We start from the raw sequence: 16415 nt of genomic DNA, 5'->3' as shown, positions 1-16415 counted from the left end.
CTAATGACATTTTTATTAACGAATAGATTTCTCCCTTCGGTCGAAATGACACAGCTGGCGCGCAAGAGAAGGGGAGGTGGAATTGGGCGCTGTGCGCCCAATTCCACCTCCCCTAACCACATCGTAGCGCTTGTCATTTCGACTGGAAAATTTGCAGAGCAAATTTGGAGGGAGAAATCTATTTAATGGAAATTATGCTTACCGGACAATAATATTTCAGGATATAAAAAAGCTCCGTAGGAGCGATATTATGGTAGAATGAGGAAGTAAGATAAACCCAAACCTCCTTGGGGGCGACACCTTTAATACACAAATCACCTACTTGCTGCAATATCTTTTGATAACATTATAGGCTTCCTGCACGCCGAGTTCGCCGGCTTTGCTCAGGTCGTAGCAGGCCTCGGCGGTGCGGCGCAGGTATATCAGCGTCAGGGCGCGGTTGTAATAAGCCTCGGCAAAATCGGGATTTAGCGTAAGCGCCTTCGAATAATCACTCAGCGCCCCCTCAAAGTCGCGCATCCGGTTTTTGATGTTGCCGCGGTTGTACCAGGCAAAACTCATTCTTGGGTCAAGAGCAATTACACGCGAAAAATCATCGATGACAGGTGCAAAGTCAGGAAGCCCGGGCTGTTGGTCGACAACAGTGCCAGAAGATTGCAGTGGCGTAACAGTAATTTGCGGCGCCGATTCTGCCATAGAAAACTGGTGCTCGATCAGCTCAAAGCGCACGTTGGCACGGTTGAACAAGGCCGCCTGAAAATTGGGGCGCAGTTCTATGGCGCGGTCGAAAGCCGTCATTGCCTCGTTATAATTCATCATCATTGCGTTGTAAATGCCGATGACGAGATAATTATCCGCGTCAAACGGATTGAACCAACTGATGCTGTCGGTAACCTGATCGAGACGACGGATCGCATTTTCGGTGAGGGTATATTGCTTAGCGCTAAAGGCTGCGCTAATATTATTTACGGACGTCTTCAACGTATCGAGTGGCGGGTAATGGTAGCCAGTTTTGCGGCGTGCGGCAATAACCTCTTCGGTGGCAATAAACTGAATGGTGAAATTAGCAATCAGCTGAATGTAGACGCGTTGGTTTTGGATTTTCCCATCGGCACCGTTGTTGGCGTTGAAGTCGGTATCGAACTCGATAATCTTCTGCAGATACGCCGAGTCAGCTGAGTAAGAACTGTTGAGCCTGCCATAGTCTTCGCCGGAGTTTACGGCGTTGATGATGGCGATGGCTGTTTCATAGTCCTCGCGCGCCTGCTCGTTGTCTCCCATCTCTTGACAGGCGGCGGCACGGCTCATGTATCCGGCGGCAAAGTCAGGAAATATTTCGATGGCTGAGGTAAAATCTTCTTTGGCTTCTTCATAATTTTCGAGTCGCATATTGGCGATACCCAGATTGTACCAGGTGTATAAATTTACAGGATTCAGCGACAGCACTGCACGCAGGTCTTCGCGAGCCTCGGCATATTGTTCCCATTGCAGATAAATCAAAGCCCGGTTATAAAGCGTCAGATCATTATCGGGATCCAAGCGCAGCACCTTATTGAAATCGTTGAAAGCCTGCACGGTATCCCCGGTTTTTATAGACGCTGCCGCGCGATAAAAATACGCCAGCGGCTTGTTCTCGTCTAGTTTTATGGCCTGGTCAAAATCCTCCATCGCTTCCTGATAGGCGCCGGTTTCGTTGCGAAAAAGACCACGCTGTATAAAAGCCTCTACATAAAAAATGTTGATGCGGATGGCTTGATTGCAATCTTTGATGGCATCGTCGAAGCGCTCCAGGTTGGCTTTGGCTAGAGCGCGGTTCAGGAATGCTTCTTCGATGTCGGGCCGGAGCAGCAGCAGCGTGTCGTAGTCGCGGATGGCGCCCGTATAATCTTTCATGCGCAGCCGTGTGGTGCCTCGACTAAAAAAAACTTCCGGATTGTTAGGCCGCCGCTCCAGCGATTTTTCATAATCTTTCAATGCGCTGTGGTAATCGTAAAGATTACTTTTTACAACCCCCCGGAAATAATATGCGTCAGGATTGTATGAGTCGAGCATCACGGCGCGTGTAAAATCGAACTCGGCACCTCTGAAATCTCCCAGCGAAAGCTTGGAGCGGCCGCGCCAAATGTGTGGCTCCGCCAGGTCAGGGCGCGAACGGATAAGCGTATTTAAAGTGAAGATGGCATCGGTGTATTGCTCACGATAAAATTCGTTGATGCCTTTATTAATAAAATACTCAACGTTGAGTTGTCCTTGCGCAGCAGGCACAGCAAGCGTAATAGTTATTGATATAATAATGAATGCCCGCCACATAGCGCGATGTTATTCTTTGGTTTTAGAAATCAGGCGAATCTCGCCGATCAGCATCTCTTTGTCCACAGCTTTGCACATATCGTATATCGTTACCAGCGCGATGCTCACCGCGGTGATGGCTTCCATCTCAATGCCGGTTTTGCCGGTACATCGTGCTAGTGCCGTAATCTTTACACCATCCTCAGCGATTTCAGCGGTCACTTCCATTTTGGTGATGGCAAGTGGATGGCAAAGCGGGATCAGCTCGCTGGTTTTTTTGCCAGCCATAACCCCGGCGATTTCAGCCACGGTGAGCACATCGCCTTTTATAATTTCATTGTTGCGAATGAGCGCTACGGTTTCAGGCTGCAGCCTGATAAAACCTTGTGCCGTGGCGGTGCGCACCTGGTCGGACTTGCCGGCCACATCCACCATGCGGGCCTTACCGCTGGCGTTGGTATGCGATAGTTCCTTCATCTTATCCTCCAATGTTGCTAAAGCAGCTTGTTTTATTGGTTGTCCCCGAAAGGGGTTTATTTTTCAATGCTGTTTCTATTGCGCGTTTGGCGCCCAGCTCCCGAATGTCGTAGCTAATGTTGCTAAAAAGACAAGGTAGGATTTTTCCGTCGGAGGTGAGGCGAAGGCGGTTGCAATGGGCACAGTCGCCACCTTCGCCACCCAGCACCCGGCCAAAAGTTCCTTCCACCAAATCCATCTGTGGGATATAACGCACCTGATATCCATGCGCTTCAGCAAACTGTCGCACCGAAATTGCGTCAGGTTCATCTCCGTCTTTTTTTACCACACAGTTTAGTTTTATGGGATGCAATCCTGCCCGATCGGCGGCGGCAATTCCTCGCAGCACCTCTGAAAGATTTCCCCGTCGGGTTATCTGATGATATTTTTCTTCGTCCAAAGTATCCAAACTAATATTCACACGATGCAAACCGGCATCGGCCAGCGGCTGTGCAAAACGATCCAGAAAAATGCCGTTGGTAGTCATTCCCAAATCGTCAATGCCTTCTATCGAAGCCAGCATTTGCGTAAGCTCCACAATTCCTTTGCGCACCAGCGGCTCACCGCCCGTTATGCGAACTTTATTAATACCCATCCCGACAGCCACCCGCGTGAAATCGACGATTTCATCAAAACTTAAAATGTCGTCGTGCTCGAGCAATGGGATACCCTCGGCAGGCATGCAGTATCGGCAGCGCAGATTGCAACGATCCGTAACGGAAATGCGCAGATAGTTTATCTTTCGGTTAAATGAGTCGTACATCCGTCAGCTCCCCCTCAGCTAATGTGGTTTTGCCAATCTCAACCGGAACGATTCCCTGCGCCTCCACATAAGCATGGATATGTGCGGAGCCATTGTAATCCACCGGAAAAACCTTTCCTTGTTTTATGATCACAGGAATAAACGATTTACGCCTGGTATTGCGCCTTGTGTAAGTCGTTCCCATGGGCATCTGAATTTGCACGGGCGAATATTCTGAGCCCATGAGCGCGAATATGAACGGCTTCACCAGCAGCTCAAACTGCACAAACGACGACACCGGATTGCCCGGCAGTCCAAAGAGATAGGTTTTTTCCTTACGGGCAAAAACGGTAGGCCGCCCCGGCTGCACGGCAATACTATGAAAAAGCACTTCAAAGCCGCTTTCGCGCAACACCTGCGGCACGTAGTCAAAGTCGCCCATAGAAACGCCACCGGAAAGCAGCAGAATATTACATTTATTAATAGCTGCTTCGATGGCTTCACGGGTAGCTTCCAGCGTGTCAGCCACAATTCCAAAATATACAGGCCTTGCGCCGATATTATCAATCTGGGACAGCAGCTGGGCGGCGTTGCTGTTGCGTATCTGCGATGGCGCCGGCCTTTGATGCGGCTCAACCAGTTCGTCGCCCGTCGAAAGTACGCCCATCACGGGCTGATCATAAACGAGCGGTTCCACACAACCCACCGATGACAGAATGGCTATGTGCTGCGGGCGCAGCAGCGTACCCGACTTTAACACAAGATCATTCTCTCGTAAATCTTCCCCAATGCGACAAAAGTTGTCGGAGGATTTGGTGCCGGTAAAGCGGATTCTGTTTTCGCCGGCAGGTTCGGTCTCTTCTACCACTATCACCATATCGGCACCTTTTGGCAACATGCCGCCGGTCATCAGTTTGGAGCATGTGCCGGGGAGAATCATTTTGGTGGGGACCACGCCTGCAGGGATTATTTCGATCACCTCGAGTGGCTTGTCCAGATCGGCACGGCGGCATGCATAACCGTCCATCGCCGACTTGTCGAAAGGAGGCATGTCCATGTCAGAGAAAACATCCTGCGCCAGCACCCTGCCATGCGCCTGCGCCAGAGACACGGGTGTGAAAGGTAATTGCCGGGCAGCACCGGTGACTATTTCGAGAGCCTCTTTAAATAATATCATATCCTGTAAAGGTTGTAAAGATATCAAAACCAGAAAACGGCTCTTTTATTATGACAAAAAAGGTTAGAGGTTCGGGTTGCGGGTTGCGGGTTACGAGTTACGGGTTGCGGGTCTCGATTAACAATCAACGATTAACGATTAACAATTAACGATTAACAACTATTTACTAAATACTACCTACTTTTTTCTCTCCTCTAAAATAGCTGCCACGCCACCTTCCCGATGATGATTCTCCCGGGCGTTTTGTAGCCGCCATCGTTGATGTGCGATTCATCAAAGAGGTTTTGTACCGACAACGATACCAGCCAGTGCTTTGTAATTTGTTTTTGGATTTTAAGGTCGATATTGAACCAGGCCGGATACTGTGGCGCAAGAATGTAAGTGACGTCGGGGATGTTGCGGTCATTGATCCAGCGTTTTCCAGTATACTTTCCGGTGACGTTAATATCTGCCCACTTATTCATCCAGTTGATACCGGCATTGGCCTGATGGTCGGGGACATCGGTAAGATGTTTGTCAGTAAGATCGGGGTCGGCGGCAGTTTTAGGGGTAAAATCGCTGATGCTGGTAAAGTTGCGGGTATAGTTTGCAAACACGAGGATACTTTTGGTGATCTTTCCGGAAACCTCTGCTTCGATACCTGCTATCTCTACACCACCGATGTTTTGCGTTTGATACACCGGGCTGATGGTGTAGCCCATATCCACGGAGTCGCCGGTGCTCACGGCATACATATAGTCGGTGCCATGCGAGTAAAAAGCGGTGATGCCAGCGTACCATCCCGACGCCGAGCGCCGGTCGAAACCTGCCTCAAAACTGGTGATATATTCAGGCGATAAATCGGGGTTGGCGATGCGGAAACCATTTTTGCGTCGTCCGGAGCGGCAAAGGTCGTCGAGTACCGGCGCCCTAAAACCGCGCGCTGCAGAAATGTAAATCCGGGTATTTCCACCAAAGAGCCAACTGGCCGAGAGCTTTGGATTTACAGCAAACCACTGATGGTCGGTCATGAGCGTGTCAGTAAATCCGGCCAGATATTCCAAAGAATAAGAAGGGTCGGAAATGGTGTAAATGCCATCGTAAAAATGCGCTCCATCCAGTCGGACACCTGCATTGATACGCAATTGCTCGTCGAAGAGGGTGATCTCGTCCATCACGAAAAGTCCGGCCATATCCATCCTTCCTTCGTTGTCGATTCTATCGGAAGCGGTGTAGTAGATGTCGGAGGCATCCACACCGCCCAGTCGAATTTCACCGCCCCAGGTAAGCTCGTGATGGCTTCCCAGGCTTCGCGAAGCATTCAGCAAAATGCCGGCGTCGGTGCGCTTGCTTACCACATCATAAAGAATGTATTCGCCATCGCTAAAATATTCGTTGACGCGATAATAGTTTTCACGCAGCAGGAAAAGCTTGCCCTGCAGCCGGGTTTTTCCTGCCAGGCCACTGTAGGCTACTTTGCTAAAGATAGTTTGATGCGACGACCAGGAGCCGTCGTCTTCGTAGATTTTGATGCCGCGCCCACGCTTGTCGTTGTAAAAAGAGAATTCAGCCTCTATCTGGTGATTGGCGTTGATCTGGGCACCCACCTTCGCCTGTGCAGCTTCTTCGCGCAGAAATGAAGGCACCACCACCGAATCGTATTGCAGGATGGTTTCTTCGGGTTGGTTGATGTATCCGTCGCTACGTCGCAGCATGCCATTGATTTCGTACCACAAAGTCCGGTGGGAAGTGTCGGCCCTGGTGCCAGCCACTTTCAGGCGTCCGCCCAGGGTTTTCCACTGGCCGGCTTCGGCTTCAGCCATTACCTGCAGCGGTTTCTGTGGGCGGCTGGTGATGATATTGATGGCGCCACCCATCGCGCTGCTGCCGTACATGGCCGACGCCGGGCCCTTGGTAATCTCGATGCGCTCGACGAGTTCGGGCTGGATAAAATTCCAGTTGACGCTGCCTCCATCGGATTTGTTGACGGGAATACCGTCTACCAGCACCAATGTGCGCGACTGATTGCTGCCGCTCTGTCCGCGCAATGACACCACGGCTTTGTCGCTGTAAATGCCATAGTCGCGGTTGACGTTCACGCCGGGTGAGGTAATCATGGCCTGATCGATGCTTTGCGCCGGCAGCGCCTGAATCTGTTTGCCGGTAATAATCTCCAAACGAACCGGTGCCCGCATGGGTCGCAATTCTGCATCGGCTTTTATCTCGACGGGCGCAGCCATGATGGCATCGCGCTCAAGCCGCACGTCGAGCCGGATGGTGTCGGCGTCACCAAAATATACTTTGCGACGAGCAGTAAGATATCCCATAAAACTCACCTTTACTTCTGTTGTTCCCTGTGCGCTGATGTGCAAAAGGTATTTTCCGTTGGTATCCGTAACGGCGCCGCGCCCGGAGCCGGCCATAATCACGTTGGCACCCGGCAATGGCTGCCCACCGTCGCCGGTAACTCTGCCCTGCAAGGTTTGCCCATTTAGCGAAAGCGCGAAAAAGATAAATAAAACGGTAGGAAAAGATTGGAGCAGTAGTCGGAACATCAGTTTAACATTGAGAGTTTTGGTGAGTGGTTTAGTAGTGATGATTTTGTACAAAAAACGCTGCAAGAAGCCAGGTTCTTGCAGCGTTCAGGAATATCGGGATATTAAAAAATAAATTATTCAATCACAATTTTAGAGCTGCTCAGGCGCTGGCCTTCAGCATCGAAAAGTGTAATTACATGCATCCCATTGGCCTGACCGGGGATGCTGATGATGCCATTGCTGATGATGCCTGCATCCACGAGTTGGCCGGTGATGCTATAAATGGAATATTTTGCAGCACTGCTCTCCGGGCTAACGAAAAGCTGACCCTTGCAGGGGTTGGGATAAACCATTTCCTGTTGGATTGCAATGGGCTGCTCGATGCCGGTTGGCGATACGCCAGTGATCAGAATGTTGTCGATCATGCTGACGCCTGCATTTGTAACGTCGGCGCCATTCACGGCCAGATTGTCGCTCATGATCCAGCGTACAAATACAGATTTTTCAGGATAGTTGGCATCGTCAGGCAGCAGCAAATCGGTAACGGTTCCGGTGGTCCAGTTGTCGGCTACAGTATATTCGCCGTCGGGAATGTTAGTCCATTCGTCTTGTCCGCTCAGTTGATATTGCAGTTTCCAGTTTGCGGGGCCATCCAGGGTGGAGCTTTGCATTGAAGATATGCGGAAGTTGCGGTAGTCGGCAGCTTTAAATTTTATCGACCAGAATTTGTCCATGGCACCGTTGTTCCAGCTTCCTGCTGAAGCTACCCACTCCAAGGGACTAATTTCCGGAAAGGTCACAGTGCCAGTTACGCCCGCTTCGTTTTCCTGGCGGATATCGTATCGCATATTTGTCTCGGTTCCCAGGTTGGCATTCATGTCTTCTTCGCCGCCTGTCGGGAACGTCCATCCCGTAAGGGTATCGGCATCGATAATGGGCATTGCCGTTACCAGAATGTTGTCGATTTTGCTCATGCCCGAGGAAAGCAGCTCCTCGCCATTTATGTCGAGGTTAGAGGTAACTACCCAACGCACGTAAACAGATCCTGACGGATTGTTGCATTCGGCGGGCAAAGGCAGGTCGGTAACGGTAGCACTGGTCCAATCGTCGGCTGCGGTTACTTCGCCACCGGGTATGTCAGTCCATACCTCTTGTCCGCTCAGTTGATATTGCAGTTTCCAGTCACGCGGGCCGGGAATTTCGGCATCGCTGCGCTGCAGAGAGGAAACTTTAAAATTTTTATATTTTTTGGCTTTAAATTTTACCGACCAATATTTGGTGTCGATACCTTCGTCCCAGCCATCGGCGGTGGCAGCGTAGGTTTCGAAGCCTTCGGTAAGGATTATCGCGCCATTGGCACCGCCGTCATTTTCCATACGGATGTCGTAGCCCTGGTTTTGTGAGGTGCCCATATTGGCGTTGAGGCTGTCGGGGCCGCTGTTGACGGGAAAGTCCCAGCCTGTAATGGTTTCCTGGCCAAAGGCAAACAATGCCATGAAGGCCAAAGCAATGGTAAAGATTTGTTTTTTCATATTGATATTGAATTTTTATGATTAATAATTAATATTGAATTTTCATTTCAAGTTCGATAACGCCGGTTGCCAGTTCGTCGGCCTGGATTACGCGTATCAGCCCTTTTTTGCCTTGCTGGTTCATAAAGGGAATGATGGTTCCGGTGACTGCCCATTTGAATTTTCGTTTCCCATAAACCTCTTCGTACGAAACAATGAGCAGGCTGTCGTTGTGAGCGTTTTCGAAGGCCTCAGCCGTTACGCCATTGTAGTCGCGGATGTCGTATTTGGTGTAGTTGCGCGTTTGCCACTGCTCAATTTCGGGATAAAATTCAAGCACGCCGTCACCATCTTCGGCCGGTGATGAAAAAGTAGGCGAAGGCAGCAGCACGCCGTTTTTATCCGCCATTTTAAAATAAACAACCACATCTATCATATCCTGCATGATGGTTGCGGAATCAATCATGTAAACGTGGCCTGCTGTGGGATCGAGGAAATGTCCGATCTGCGTGTTTTCGTCCATTCCCATCACGATGGACGGATAATGACGAATGCCGCCAAAAGTGGAATTAGGGTCTTTGTAGATCGTCAGGGTTTTGGAATCGGTGAGGCGGTTTTTGTCCATCACCGTAAAAATCCATTGGGCGGTATCATGCACGCCCTGGAAAAAAGTTTCGTTCACGTTGAAGTCGCGCGAATTAAGACCCACATCGCGCACTGTGCGGGTACCCTGACTGGTTTTGAGCTTCACGGTAAAATTAGTGATGTTGGCATCGCCGCTCTGCACATTTATCCCAAAATACAGCGATTGGCCAATGGCTGCCACTGTTCCGTCGGCGGTGTAGTTGCCGCCGCTTAACAGCTGGAGTGTGGGCGGGTTACGGTCGTTGTCTTTATCGCAGGCTGCTAAAAGGAGAGCGGACATTGCGACAAGCACAAAAAAAGTGTTTCTGACTTTTGTCATCAAATTGGTCATGTTTCTATTGTTTATCTCAATTCATTTTATTAATCAATACTTTGGCGCAGGCTGTTGCACTCTAAATTTTCACAAAAATAATTCATTCTTTGGATATGAACCGCCCGACATATCGCGCCATGCAAAAATATTATTACAGAAACCAATGAAAGGGAACGTTAGAAATTGAATGATGGCAGCTGCAAATCCTGAATGACTATTAACTTTGCTATTATTAATAAAAAGAGATGAAACCTCTCACAATGCGTTTTTTGATAGGGATTTTAAAAAAATAGGATTATGAAGATTACATACTTTAAAGACACAGACACTTTGTTGGTAAATTTCAACGACAATTTAATTACCGAGACAAAAGACTTAAACGAAAATCTATTGATTGAGATGGATCAGGATGGAAATATTGTAAGCATGACCATTGAGCATGCCAGGCAACAGACCGAAATTGGAAATTTCTCATTCAATCAGGTTGAGCGTATGGAAGTCCTTTAATTGTTGATGAGTGTGGCGTTTACAGAAAATGAATTTCATTCCGATTTTTTGGATCATAAACAGTTTCGCTGGCTGATTATTTTTTGTTTCTATCCGACGCGATCGGATAATTATGTTTATTCCTGTCCGATAGCATCGTATAATATTCCTCACCTTTAAAGCAGCAAAAACTTGTAGAAACTTACCCAGAGGGCTTTTGTCATATTATCCGCAGCGACGAAGATTTGAAAAAGCTGATCAATAGCTTGTAACATCTGCTACTTATTTTCTTTGATACGTTTGGCGATGATTCCCGAAATCTCGTCGATGCTGATTCTGTCTTGTTTCATCGAGTCGCGTTCTCGAATAGTCACAGTGTTGTCTTCGAGCGTTTGGTGATCGACGGTGATGCAATAGGGAGTTCCGATGGCATCCTGACGGCGGTAGCGTCGGCCGATGGCGTCTTTTTCGTCGTACTGGCACATGTAATCCATCTTGAGCGCATCGAATATTTCGCGTGCTTTTTCGGGCAGTCCTTCTTTTTTGACGAGCGGAAACACTGCCGCTTTTATGGGAGCCAGCACTGGCGGGATATGCAGCACCGTACGCTCAGAGCCATCTTCGAGGGTTTCTTCGCGATAAGCGTACGAAAGCACGGCCAGAAAAGTACGGTCGAGGCCAATGGAAGTCTCCACCACATAAGGAACGTAGCTTTCGTTAAGCTCCGGATCGAAATATTGCAGTTTTTTACCGGAAAATTCCTGATGTGCGCCCAGGTCAAAGTCGGTGCGGGAGTGGATGCCTTCGAGTTCTTTGAATCCGAAAGGGAAATTGTATTCGATATCAAAAGCTGCGTTGGCATAATGCGCCAGCTTTTCGTGTTCGTAGAAACGATAGTTTTCGGCGGGGATGCCCAGGCTCAAATGCCACTGCATGCGTTGGTTTTTCCAGTACTCAAACCATTCGAGTTCAGTGCCGGGACGCACAAAAAATTGCATCTCCATCTGCTCAAACTCACGCATGCGGAAGATAAACTGACGCGCCACGATTTCGTTGCGAAAAGCTTTTCCAATCTGCGCGATGCCAAAAGGTATCTTCATACGCCCGGTTTTCTGGATGTTAAGATAGTTGACGAAAATGCCCTGTGCTGTTTCAGGCCGCAGATAAATGGTGTTGGCGCTGTCGCCGAGCGATCCCATCTGCGTAGAAAACATCAGATTGAAATGCCGCACATCCGTCCAGTTGCGCGTGCCGGAGACAGGGCAGGCAATTTCCAAATCTTCGATAAGCTGCCGCATGGCCACCAGGTCGTTGTCTTCCATCGACTGATAGAGGCGATGCTTTATCTCCTGAATCTGTTCGGCGTATTTCATCACACGCGGATTGGTGGTCAGATATTGCTGCTCGTCGAAGCTGTCGCCAAAACGTTTGGCAGCTTTGTCCACCTCTTTTCTAATCTTATCTTCCAGTTTGACCAGATAATCTTCTACCAGCACGTCGGCGCGGTAGCGTTTTTTGGAGTCTTTGTTGTCGATCATCGGATCGCTGAAAGCGTCCAGATGGCCTGAAGCCTTCCACGTGGTGGGATGCATAAAAATTGCCGTGTCGAGCCCCACAATGTTTTCGTGGTACTGCACCATGGCTTTCCACCAATAGGTTTTGATGTTGTTTTTGAGTTCTACGCCCATCTGACCATAGTCGTACACAGCGCTCAGCCCATCGTAAATCTCACTCGACTGAAACACAAACCCGTATTCACGGGCGTGGGCTACTATTTTCTTAAAAAGATCTTCATTATTTATCATCGGGCAAAAATAGAACAAAACTATTTGGCACTGGTTATCTTTTGATGCTTTTTGATTGGCGCCATGGGGCACAGACTTTTCGGCGGCTCCTCCTCCATCAACAACTATTTATTACGGCAAAGCGGCGGCATGGGTTTTTTCAATGCTGATTATATTTTGTTACAATGTCCGCATTGCACGATGTATCCCGTCCTGGGATTTGGTGGTGGAAGAATCCTTTCTTAAAGACAGCTTACGTTTATCGATGAAATGCCCAAATTAAAATGGCAAAATAATTGTTTCGGGCACTCGTTTTAAATCCTTTAAAAACAACCAATATTGAAAAACGATAACCGACTTGCCCGTTTCTTTACGGAACAAGGCTTCTGGAAAAAGATCAAAAACTATTCGCGCCGCGCCGGACTGCAGGTGGTGCATGCGGCATTGTTGCTCTACTATCTGATGCAAAGCAACAGTGTTCCCATCAAAGCCAAAGCCGGCATTGCCGCCGCGCTTGGATATTTTATTCTTCCATTTGATATCATCCCCGACTTCGCTTTGGTGGCAGGTTTTACCGATGACCTGGCAGTGCTCATGTTTGCACTCTCGCAGGTGTCGCATTACATCACCGATGAGGTAAAACAAAATGCCCGTGCCCGCCTGCAGCAATGGTTTCCAACTGCAAACCAGGAACATCTCGAGCAGATCGAAAACCGGCTAATCACCATAACGGAATGATTAATATCTGTCGAACGCTTTGCTGCAAAAATTAAAAATACAGTAACAAAAGATGATGATAAGGGAAGCCCACCGTGTGCCCCGCGCCCAGCTTTTTCCTTACTTCAACACCATTAAACTACAGATTTTGTATCGCCTAATTGGGTGACGCAACCAAAATTTCTTTGTTTTGCTTCGTTCATGTTTCGCACCTTTAATCCTGAAGGGATTGCATGTTTATAGAAAACATTGTTACAACAATGATGCGACCCCGACGGGGTCGAACAGATTCCATGCGTTCATTGTGCTAATAAACATTTGAACCCTTTGGGTTCATCTTCTAACTTCGAGAACATTAAATTACAGATTTTGCACCACCCAATTGGGTAACGCATTGTCGAATTCAGGAGATGATGATGAGGGAGGCCCACCGTGCGCACAGCTTTCTTGCGTCATGTACCTTGCGCCCAGCTTTTCTTAATTTCGCCTTAGGAAATTATAAGTGATGGTTCCGGATTGCTCCTCGGCGGCGTTGCGGTTGGGTGTGAAAACCGCTTTTTGTGCAGCATCGGCGGCGAGCTGCTGAAGCTTGAGGTCGGCAATGGTGGTGCCTTTTACACCGGCCTGTACACGCGTTACCTTGCCTTGTTTATTCACCCAAATCTTCACCACCACACGTCCTTGCTCAGGCGAGTTGTAGGCAGGCTTGGGCAAATGTATCGAGCCGCGTCCTTCCAGATTAAAAGAGATTCCATCGCCGGCTTGCGCATTGCCTTCGGCTTTGTGGCTATCGGGGGAACCTATTTCTTTGCCCTGATCGGCGGCTTTGGCACCGTCGCCCTGTGTACCCGATTCGTTGGCATCAGGTTTTTGAGGGGTATAAAGCGCTTTGGGATTTACTTTTGGCTCGGGTGGCTTCACTTCTTCCACAGGCTGCTCTATTGGTTTTTCTTTTGGCTTTTCTTTGGGTTTGCTCACCTCCTCTATGGCAGGAGCCTCTTCGGTGCTTTGGGTCACAATTTCGCGTGGCTGCGGAGGCTTCGACACGACGGGTTGTACGCGGTTAATGGGCTGCAGCTTCTTTGGCTGTTCCAGTCCGCTGCCTGTAATATCGTAGCCAAGGCTTACCTCCACGCCTTCCTCGCCGGGAAGCGGCAACGGTGTGCGCAAAGCCAAAATTAGCAGCAACACCACCACCAAGCCGTGGAAAACAATCGTGCCCACAATTGCACTCGAATTGTATTTTTTTTGATTATTCATTAATAAATAATTCCTTGACTTTACATCCACATTTTATCCAGGCCGGGTGGCCAATATCACTTTGTGACGGGTGCTGTATTTTTCGTTGACTTTGTTTACAGCATCAATCACATTAACGATATGCTGCACAGCTACCGTTTCGTCGCTACGCAACACTACTGAAGCCTCGGTTTGCCCGGTCAGCGCCTGGCTGATCAGAGGCTCCAACTGTTCCAGAGCCACCGGATTTTCGCCAATAAAATATTCGGCTTTATCATTGATATATACCGTCACCGTTTGCGTTGCCATTGTTTTGCTATTGCTTTGGGGCAACAGCAGCTTGATGGCATTGGGCGCCACCAGCGTGCTGGTGAGCATAAAAAATATCAACAGCAGAAATACCAAATCCGACATGGAGGCCATGCTGAACTCGATGCTGCGCTTATTTCGGGTTTTTATTGCCATAATTAAAACATTAAATTCCTAAGCCACCGGCTCGTTGAGTACATCCATAAATTCGGTGGCACGGGCTTCGAGTTTGAAAACCAGCTTTTCGACGCGGGCTACCAGAATATTATAACATATAAATGCCAGGATTCCCACGATAAGTCCGGCAACGGTGGTGATCATGGCCTGGTAGATGCCGTTGGAAAGCAACGTGATATCGATATTATTGCCAGCCATCGACATATCGTAAAAAGCACGAATCATCCCGATAACGGTACCCAGGAAACCGAGCATCGGCGCGGCGCCGGCAATTGTGGCCAAGCCCGAAATATTTTTTTCGAGCCGCGACACCTCAAGCTTGCCCACATTTTCGATGGCTGCATTGATGTCGTTGAGTGGTTTACCAATACGCAGCAATCCTTTCTCAATCATCCGTGCTATCGGGTTGGCTGTTTTGCGACACATCGCCAGAGCGGCTTCTATCTTGCCATCGTGGATAAAGTCGCGAATATGGTTCATAAAGTTGGTGTCTTCGCGCGAGGCGGTGTTGATGGTCAAAAACCGTTCGATGAAGATGTAGATGGCGATGACGGAGAACGCTGCCAGTACGGCCATGATCCAGCCGCCTTTGAGCGCCAGATCCCACAGCGACATACTTATTTCGCCGCTTTGGGCTGCCGCGGCAGTTTCGCCCAGCGTCTGGCCGGCTTGTGCCATCTGTAATAAAATGCTTGCTAACATTGTTTGTGCTTTAGTGTGTTACATTTTTTTTGACAATCACACTAACGTCACCAACAGATTATTATTAGGCTGTAAAGTGCATTTTTTTCTTTGTTCCCTTTTATGACGTGGTTTCGACTACGCTTAAACATAGTGTGGTTTCGACTACGCTCAACCACCGGCGTTTCATCAATGCTCAACCACCGGCGTTTCATCAACGCTCAACCACCGTGTGGCGGTTGAGCGTAGTCGAAACCCTAAAAATGAATTGACCGACTACAAGAGATTAATTCTCCTCGATCTCTTTCACCAGTGCGTTAATCTGCTTCCAGGAAGCGGGTGGCAGCTTGGCGCCCATTACTTCGATGACTTTGCCGGCCAGCAACGAACCAATTTTTCCGCATTTGTCGGGCAACAGCCCCTGCACCATCCCGTAAAGGAAACCGGCGGCATACAAATCACCTGCTCCGGTGGTGTCGATACTGGTGGCCGGGAGAACATTAATTTTGTATACAACACCCTCATATTTTGCCATCGAGCCGGTTTTGCCGGTTTTCACGATTGCCACTTCACACAGGCTGCTCAGAGCGTGCAAAGCATCGGCGGGTTCTTTGCCCGTAAAAGCGCGGGCTTCGTCTTCATTGGCAAAAACAATGTCAACATAGTTGGTAAGAATTTCGCGCAGGAAGTCTAGGTTGTCGCGCACCACATCGAAGCTGGCGAGGTCGAGCGAAACTTTTATGCCATTTTCTTTGGCCAGCGCTACAGCAGTGCGAAGAAGCTCATGATTTTGTACCAAATAACCTTCGATATGAAAAATGGCATAGCCATGGAACATCTCGGAGTGAAAGTCGTCGGGAGCCAGCTCGATGGCACAGCCCAGGTTGACAGCAAAAGTACGCTCAGCATCGGGCGTAACCAGCGCCAGAGCAACGCCGGTGGGCGCTTTGCCACGCAGCAGCATCGAACTGATGTTGTTGCTGATCATGTCGTCCTCCATAAAATTGCCATTGATATCGTTGCCAACTTTACCAATGAAACCTGTGGCGACGCCCAGATTAGCAAGCCCGTTCATGGTGTTGGCGGCTGATCCACCGGGAGCCTTCTCCGAAGGATAAATCTCGCACGCCTTGATGAGCTTTTGCATAAATTCGGCATCCACCAGGCGCATCCCGCCTTTTTCCAGTTCAAATTCGTGTAACAGTTTTTCGTCGGGGACGCGCACCATAATGTCCACCAGCGTGTTGCCCATTCCTAATATCTTCTTCATGTATCGAAAGCCTTTTTTAATTAAAAATATTTCTGCAAAAGTA

General features: G+C 48.9%; 15 protein-coding genes. 3 read left to right on the top strand and 12 right to left on the bottom strand.

From position 1 onward, the window contains the following. A partial coding sequence (locus VFC92_00320; protein ID HZK06618.1) for a hypothetical protein occupies positions 1 to 186 on the top strand: 186 nt, incomplete at its 5' end. A gap of 132 nt (positions 187 to 318) precedes the next feature. On the opposite strand, the gene VFC92_00315 is transcribed toward VFC92_00320, so the two are convergent. From VFC92_00315 to VFC92_00285, 7 genes are all read right to left on the bottom strand, one after another. After that, positions 319 to 2310 carry a tetratricopeptide repeat protein gene (locus VFC92_00315; protein ID HZK06617.1) on the bottom strand — a complete coding sequence of 664 codons (1992 nt, stop codon included), beginning with the start codon at positions 2308 to 2310 and terminating at the stop codon, positions 319 to 321. Between the two features lie 9 nt (positions 2311 to 2319). Continuing rightward, positions 2320 to 2766 carry a cyclic pyranopterin monophosphate synthase MoaC gene (gene moaC / locus VFC92_00310; GenBank protein HZK06616.1) on the bottom strand — a complete coding sequence of 149 codons (447 nt, stop codon included), beginning with the start codon at positions 2764 to 2766 and terminating at the stop codon, positions 2320 to 2322. 1 nt (position 2767) lies between these two features. Continuing rightward, positions 2768 to 3568 (bottom strand): GTP 3',8-cyclase MoaA, encoded by an 801-nt coding sequence (gene moaA, locus VFC92_00305; GenBank protein HZK06615.1) that lies wholly within the window; start codon positions 3566 to 3568, stop codon positions 2768 to 2770. After that, positions 3552 to 4724 (bottom strand): gephyrin-like molybdotransferase Glp, encoded by a 1173-nt coding sequence (gene glp / locus VFC92_00300; GenBank protein HZK06614.1) that lies wholly within the window; start codon positions 4722 to 4724, stop codon positions 3552 to 3554. Before glp ends, moaA begins: the two co-directional genes overlap by 17 nt. 194 nt (positions 4725 to 4918) lie before the next feature. Further along, positions 4919 to 7258, bottom strand: a complete 2340-nt coding sequence (locus VFC92_00295) for a TonB-dependent receptor (GenBank protein HZK06613.1) — start codon at positions 7256 to 7258, stop codon at positions 4919 to 4921. A 116-nt stretch (positions 7259 to 7374) separates the two neighbouring features. Continuing rightward, positions 7375 to 8772, bottom strand: a complete 1398-nt coding sequence (locus tag VFC92_00290; protein ID HZK06612.1) for a T9SS type A sorting domain-containing protein — start codon at positions 8770 to 8772, stop codon at positions 7375 to 7377. A 28-nt stretch (positions 8773 to 8800) separates the two neighbouring features. Beyond that, positions 8801 to 9715: a hypothetical protein gene (locus VFC92_00285; protein ID HZK06611.1), complete on the bottom strand. Its 915-nt coding sequence runs from the start codon at positions 9713 to 9715 to the stop codon at positions 8801 to 8803. A 291-nt stretch (positions 9716 to 10006) separates the two neighbouring features. Between VFC92_00285 and VFC92_00280 the strand changes: the two genes are divergently transcribed. Then, entirely contained in the window at positions 10007 to 10216 is a 210-nt protein-coding gene (locus tag VFC92_00280; GenBank protein ID HZK06610.1) for a DUF2283 domain-containing protein, read from the top strand. Between the two features lie 257 nt (positions 10217 to 10473). On the opposite strand, the gene VFC92_00275 is transcribed toward VFC92_00280, so the two are convergent. Next, the gene (locus tag VFC92_00275; GenBank protein HZK06609.1) at positions 10474 to 12000 is read right to left on the bottom strand and encodes a glycine--tRNA ligase; all 1527 of its coding nucleotides are present in this window, start codon (positions 11998 to 12000) and stop codon (positions 10474 to 10476) included. A gap of 318 nt (positions 12001 to 12318) precedes the next feature. Here VFC92_00275 and VFC92_00270 point away from each other — a divergent pair, with 318 nt between their 5' ends. Continuing rightward, complete coding sequence (locus VFC92_00270) at positions 12319 to 12717, top strand: DUF1232 domain-containing protein (protein HZK06608.1); 399 nt, start codon at positions 12319 to 12321, stop codon at positions 12715 to 12717. Between the two features lie 456 nt (positions 12718 to 13173). On the opposite strand, the gene VFC92_00265 is transcribed toward VFC92_00270, so the two are convergent. The 4 genes from VFC92_00265 to VFC92_00250 all read right to left on the bottom strand — a co-directional run bounded on the left by VFC92_00265 (position 13174) and on the right by VFC92_00250 (position 16372). Continuing rightward, entirely contained in the window at positions 13174 to 13956 is a 783-nt protein-coding gene (locus tag VFC92_00265) for an energy transducer TonB (protein ID HZK06607.1), read from the bottom strand. Positions 13957 to 13989: 33 nt separating this feature from the next. Then, the gene (locus VFC92_00260; GenBank protein ID HZK06606.1) at positions 13990 to 14400 is read right to left on the bottom strand and encodes a biopolymer transporter ExbD; all 411 of its coding nucleotides are present in this window, start codon (positions 14398 to 14400) and stop codon (positions 13990 to 13992) included. Positions 14401 to 14418: 18 nt separating this feature from the next. Further along, positions 14419 to 15036, bottom strand: coding sequence for a MotA/TolQ/ExbB proton channel family protein (locus tag VFC92_00255; protein HZK06605.1), 618 nt, complete (start codon positions 15034 to 15036; stop codon positions 14419 to 14421). A 352-nt stretch (positions 15037 to 15388) separates the two neighbouring features. After that, positions 15389 to 16372: an adenosine kinase gene (locus tag VFC92_00250; protein ID HZK06604.1), complete on the bottom strand. Its 984-nt coding sequence runs from the start codon at positions 16370 to 16372 to the stop codon at positions 15389 to 15391. Positions 16373 to 16415 lie beyond the last annotated feature (43 nt).

The sequence above is a fragment of the Bacteroidales bacterium genome, assembly GCA_035647615.1.
Lineage (GTDB): Bacteria > Bacteroidota > Bacteroidia > Bacteroidales > 4484-276 > SABY01.
This window is presented reverse-complemented; position numbering and strand designations above follow the sequence as displayed.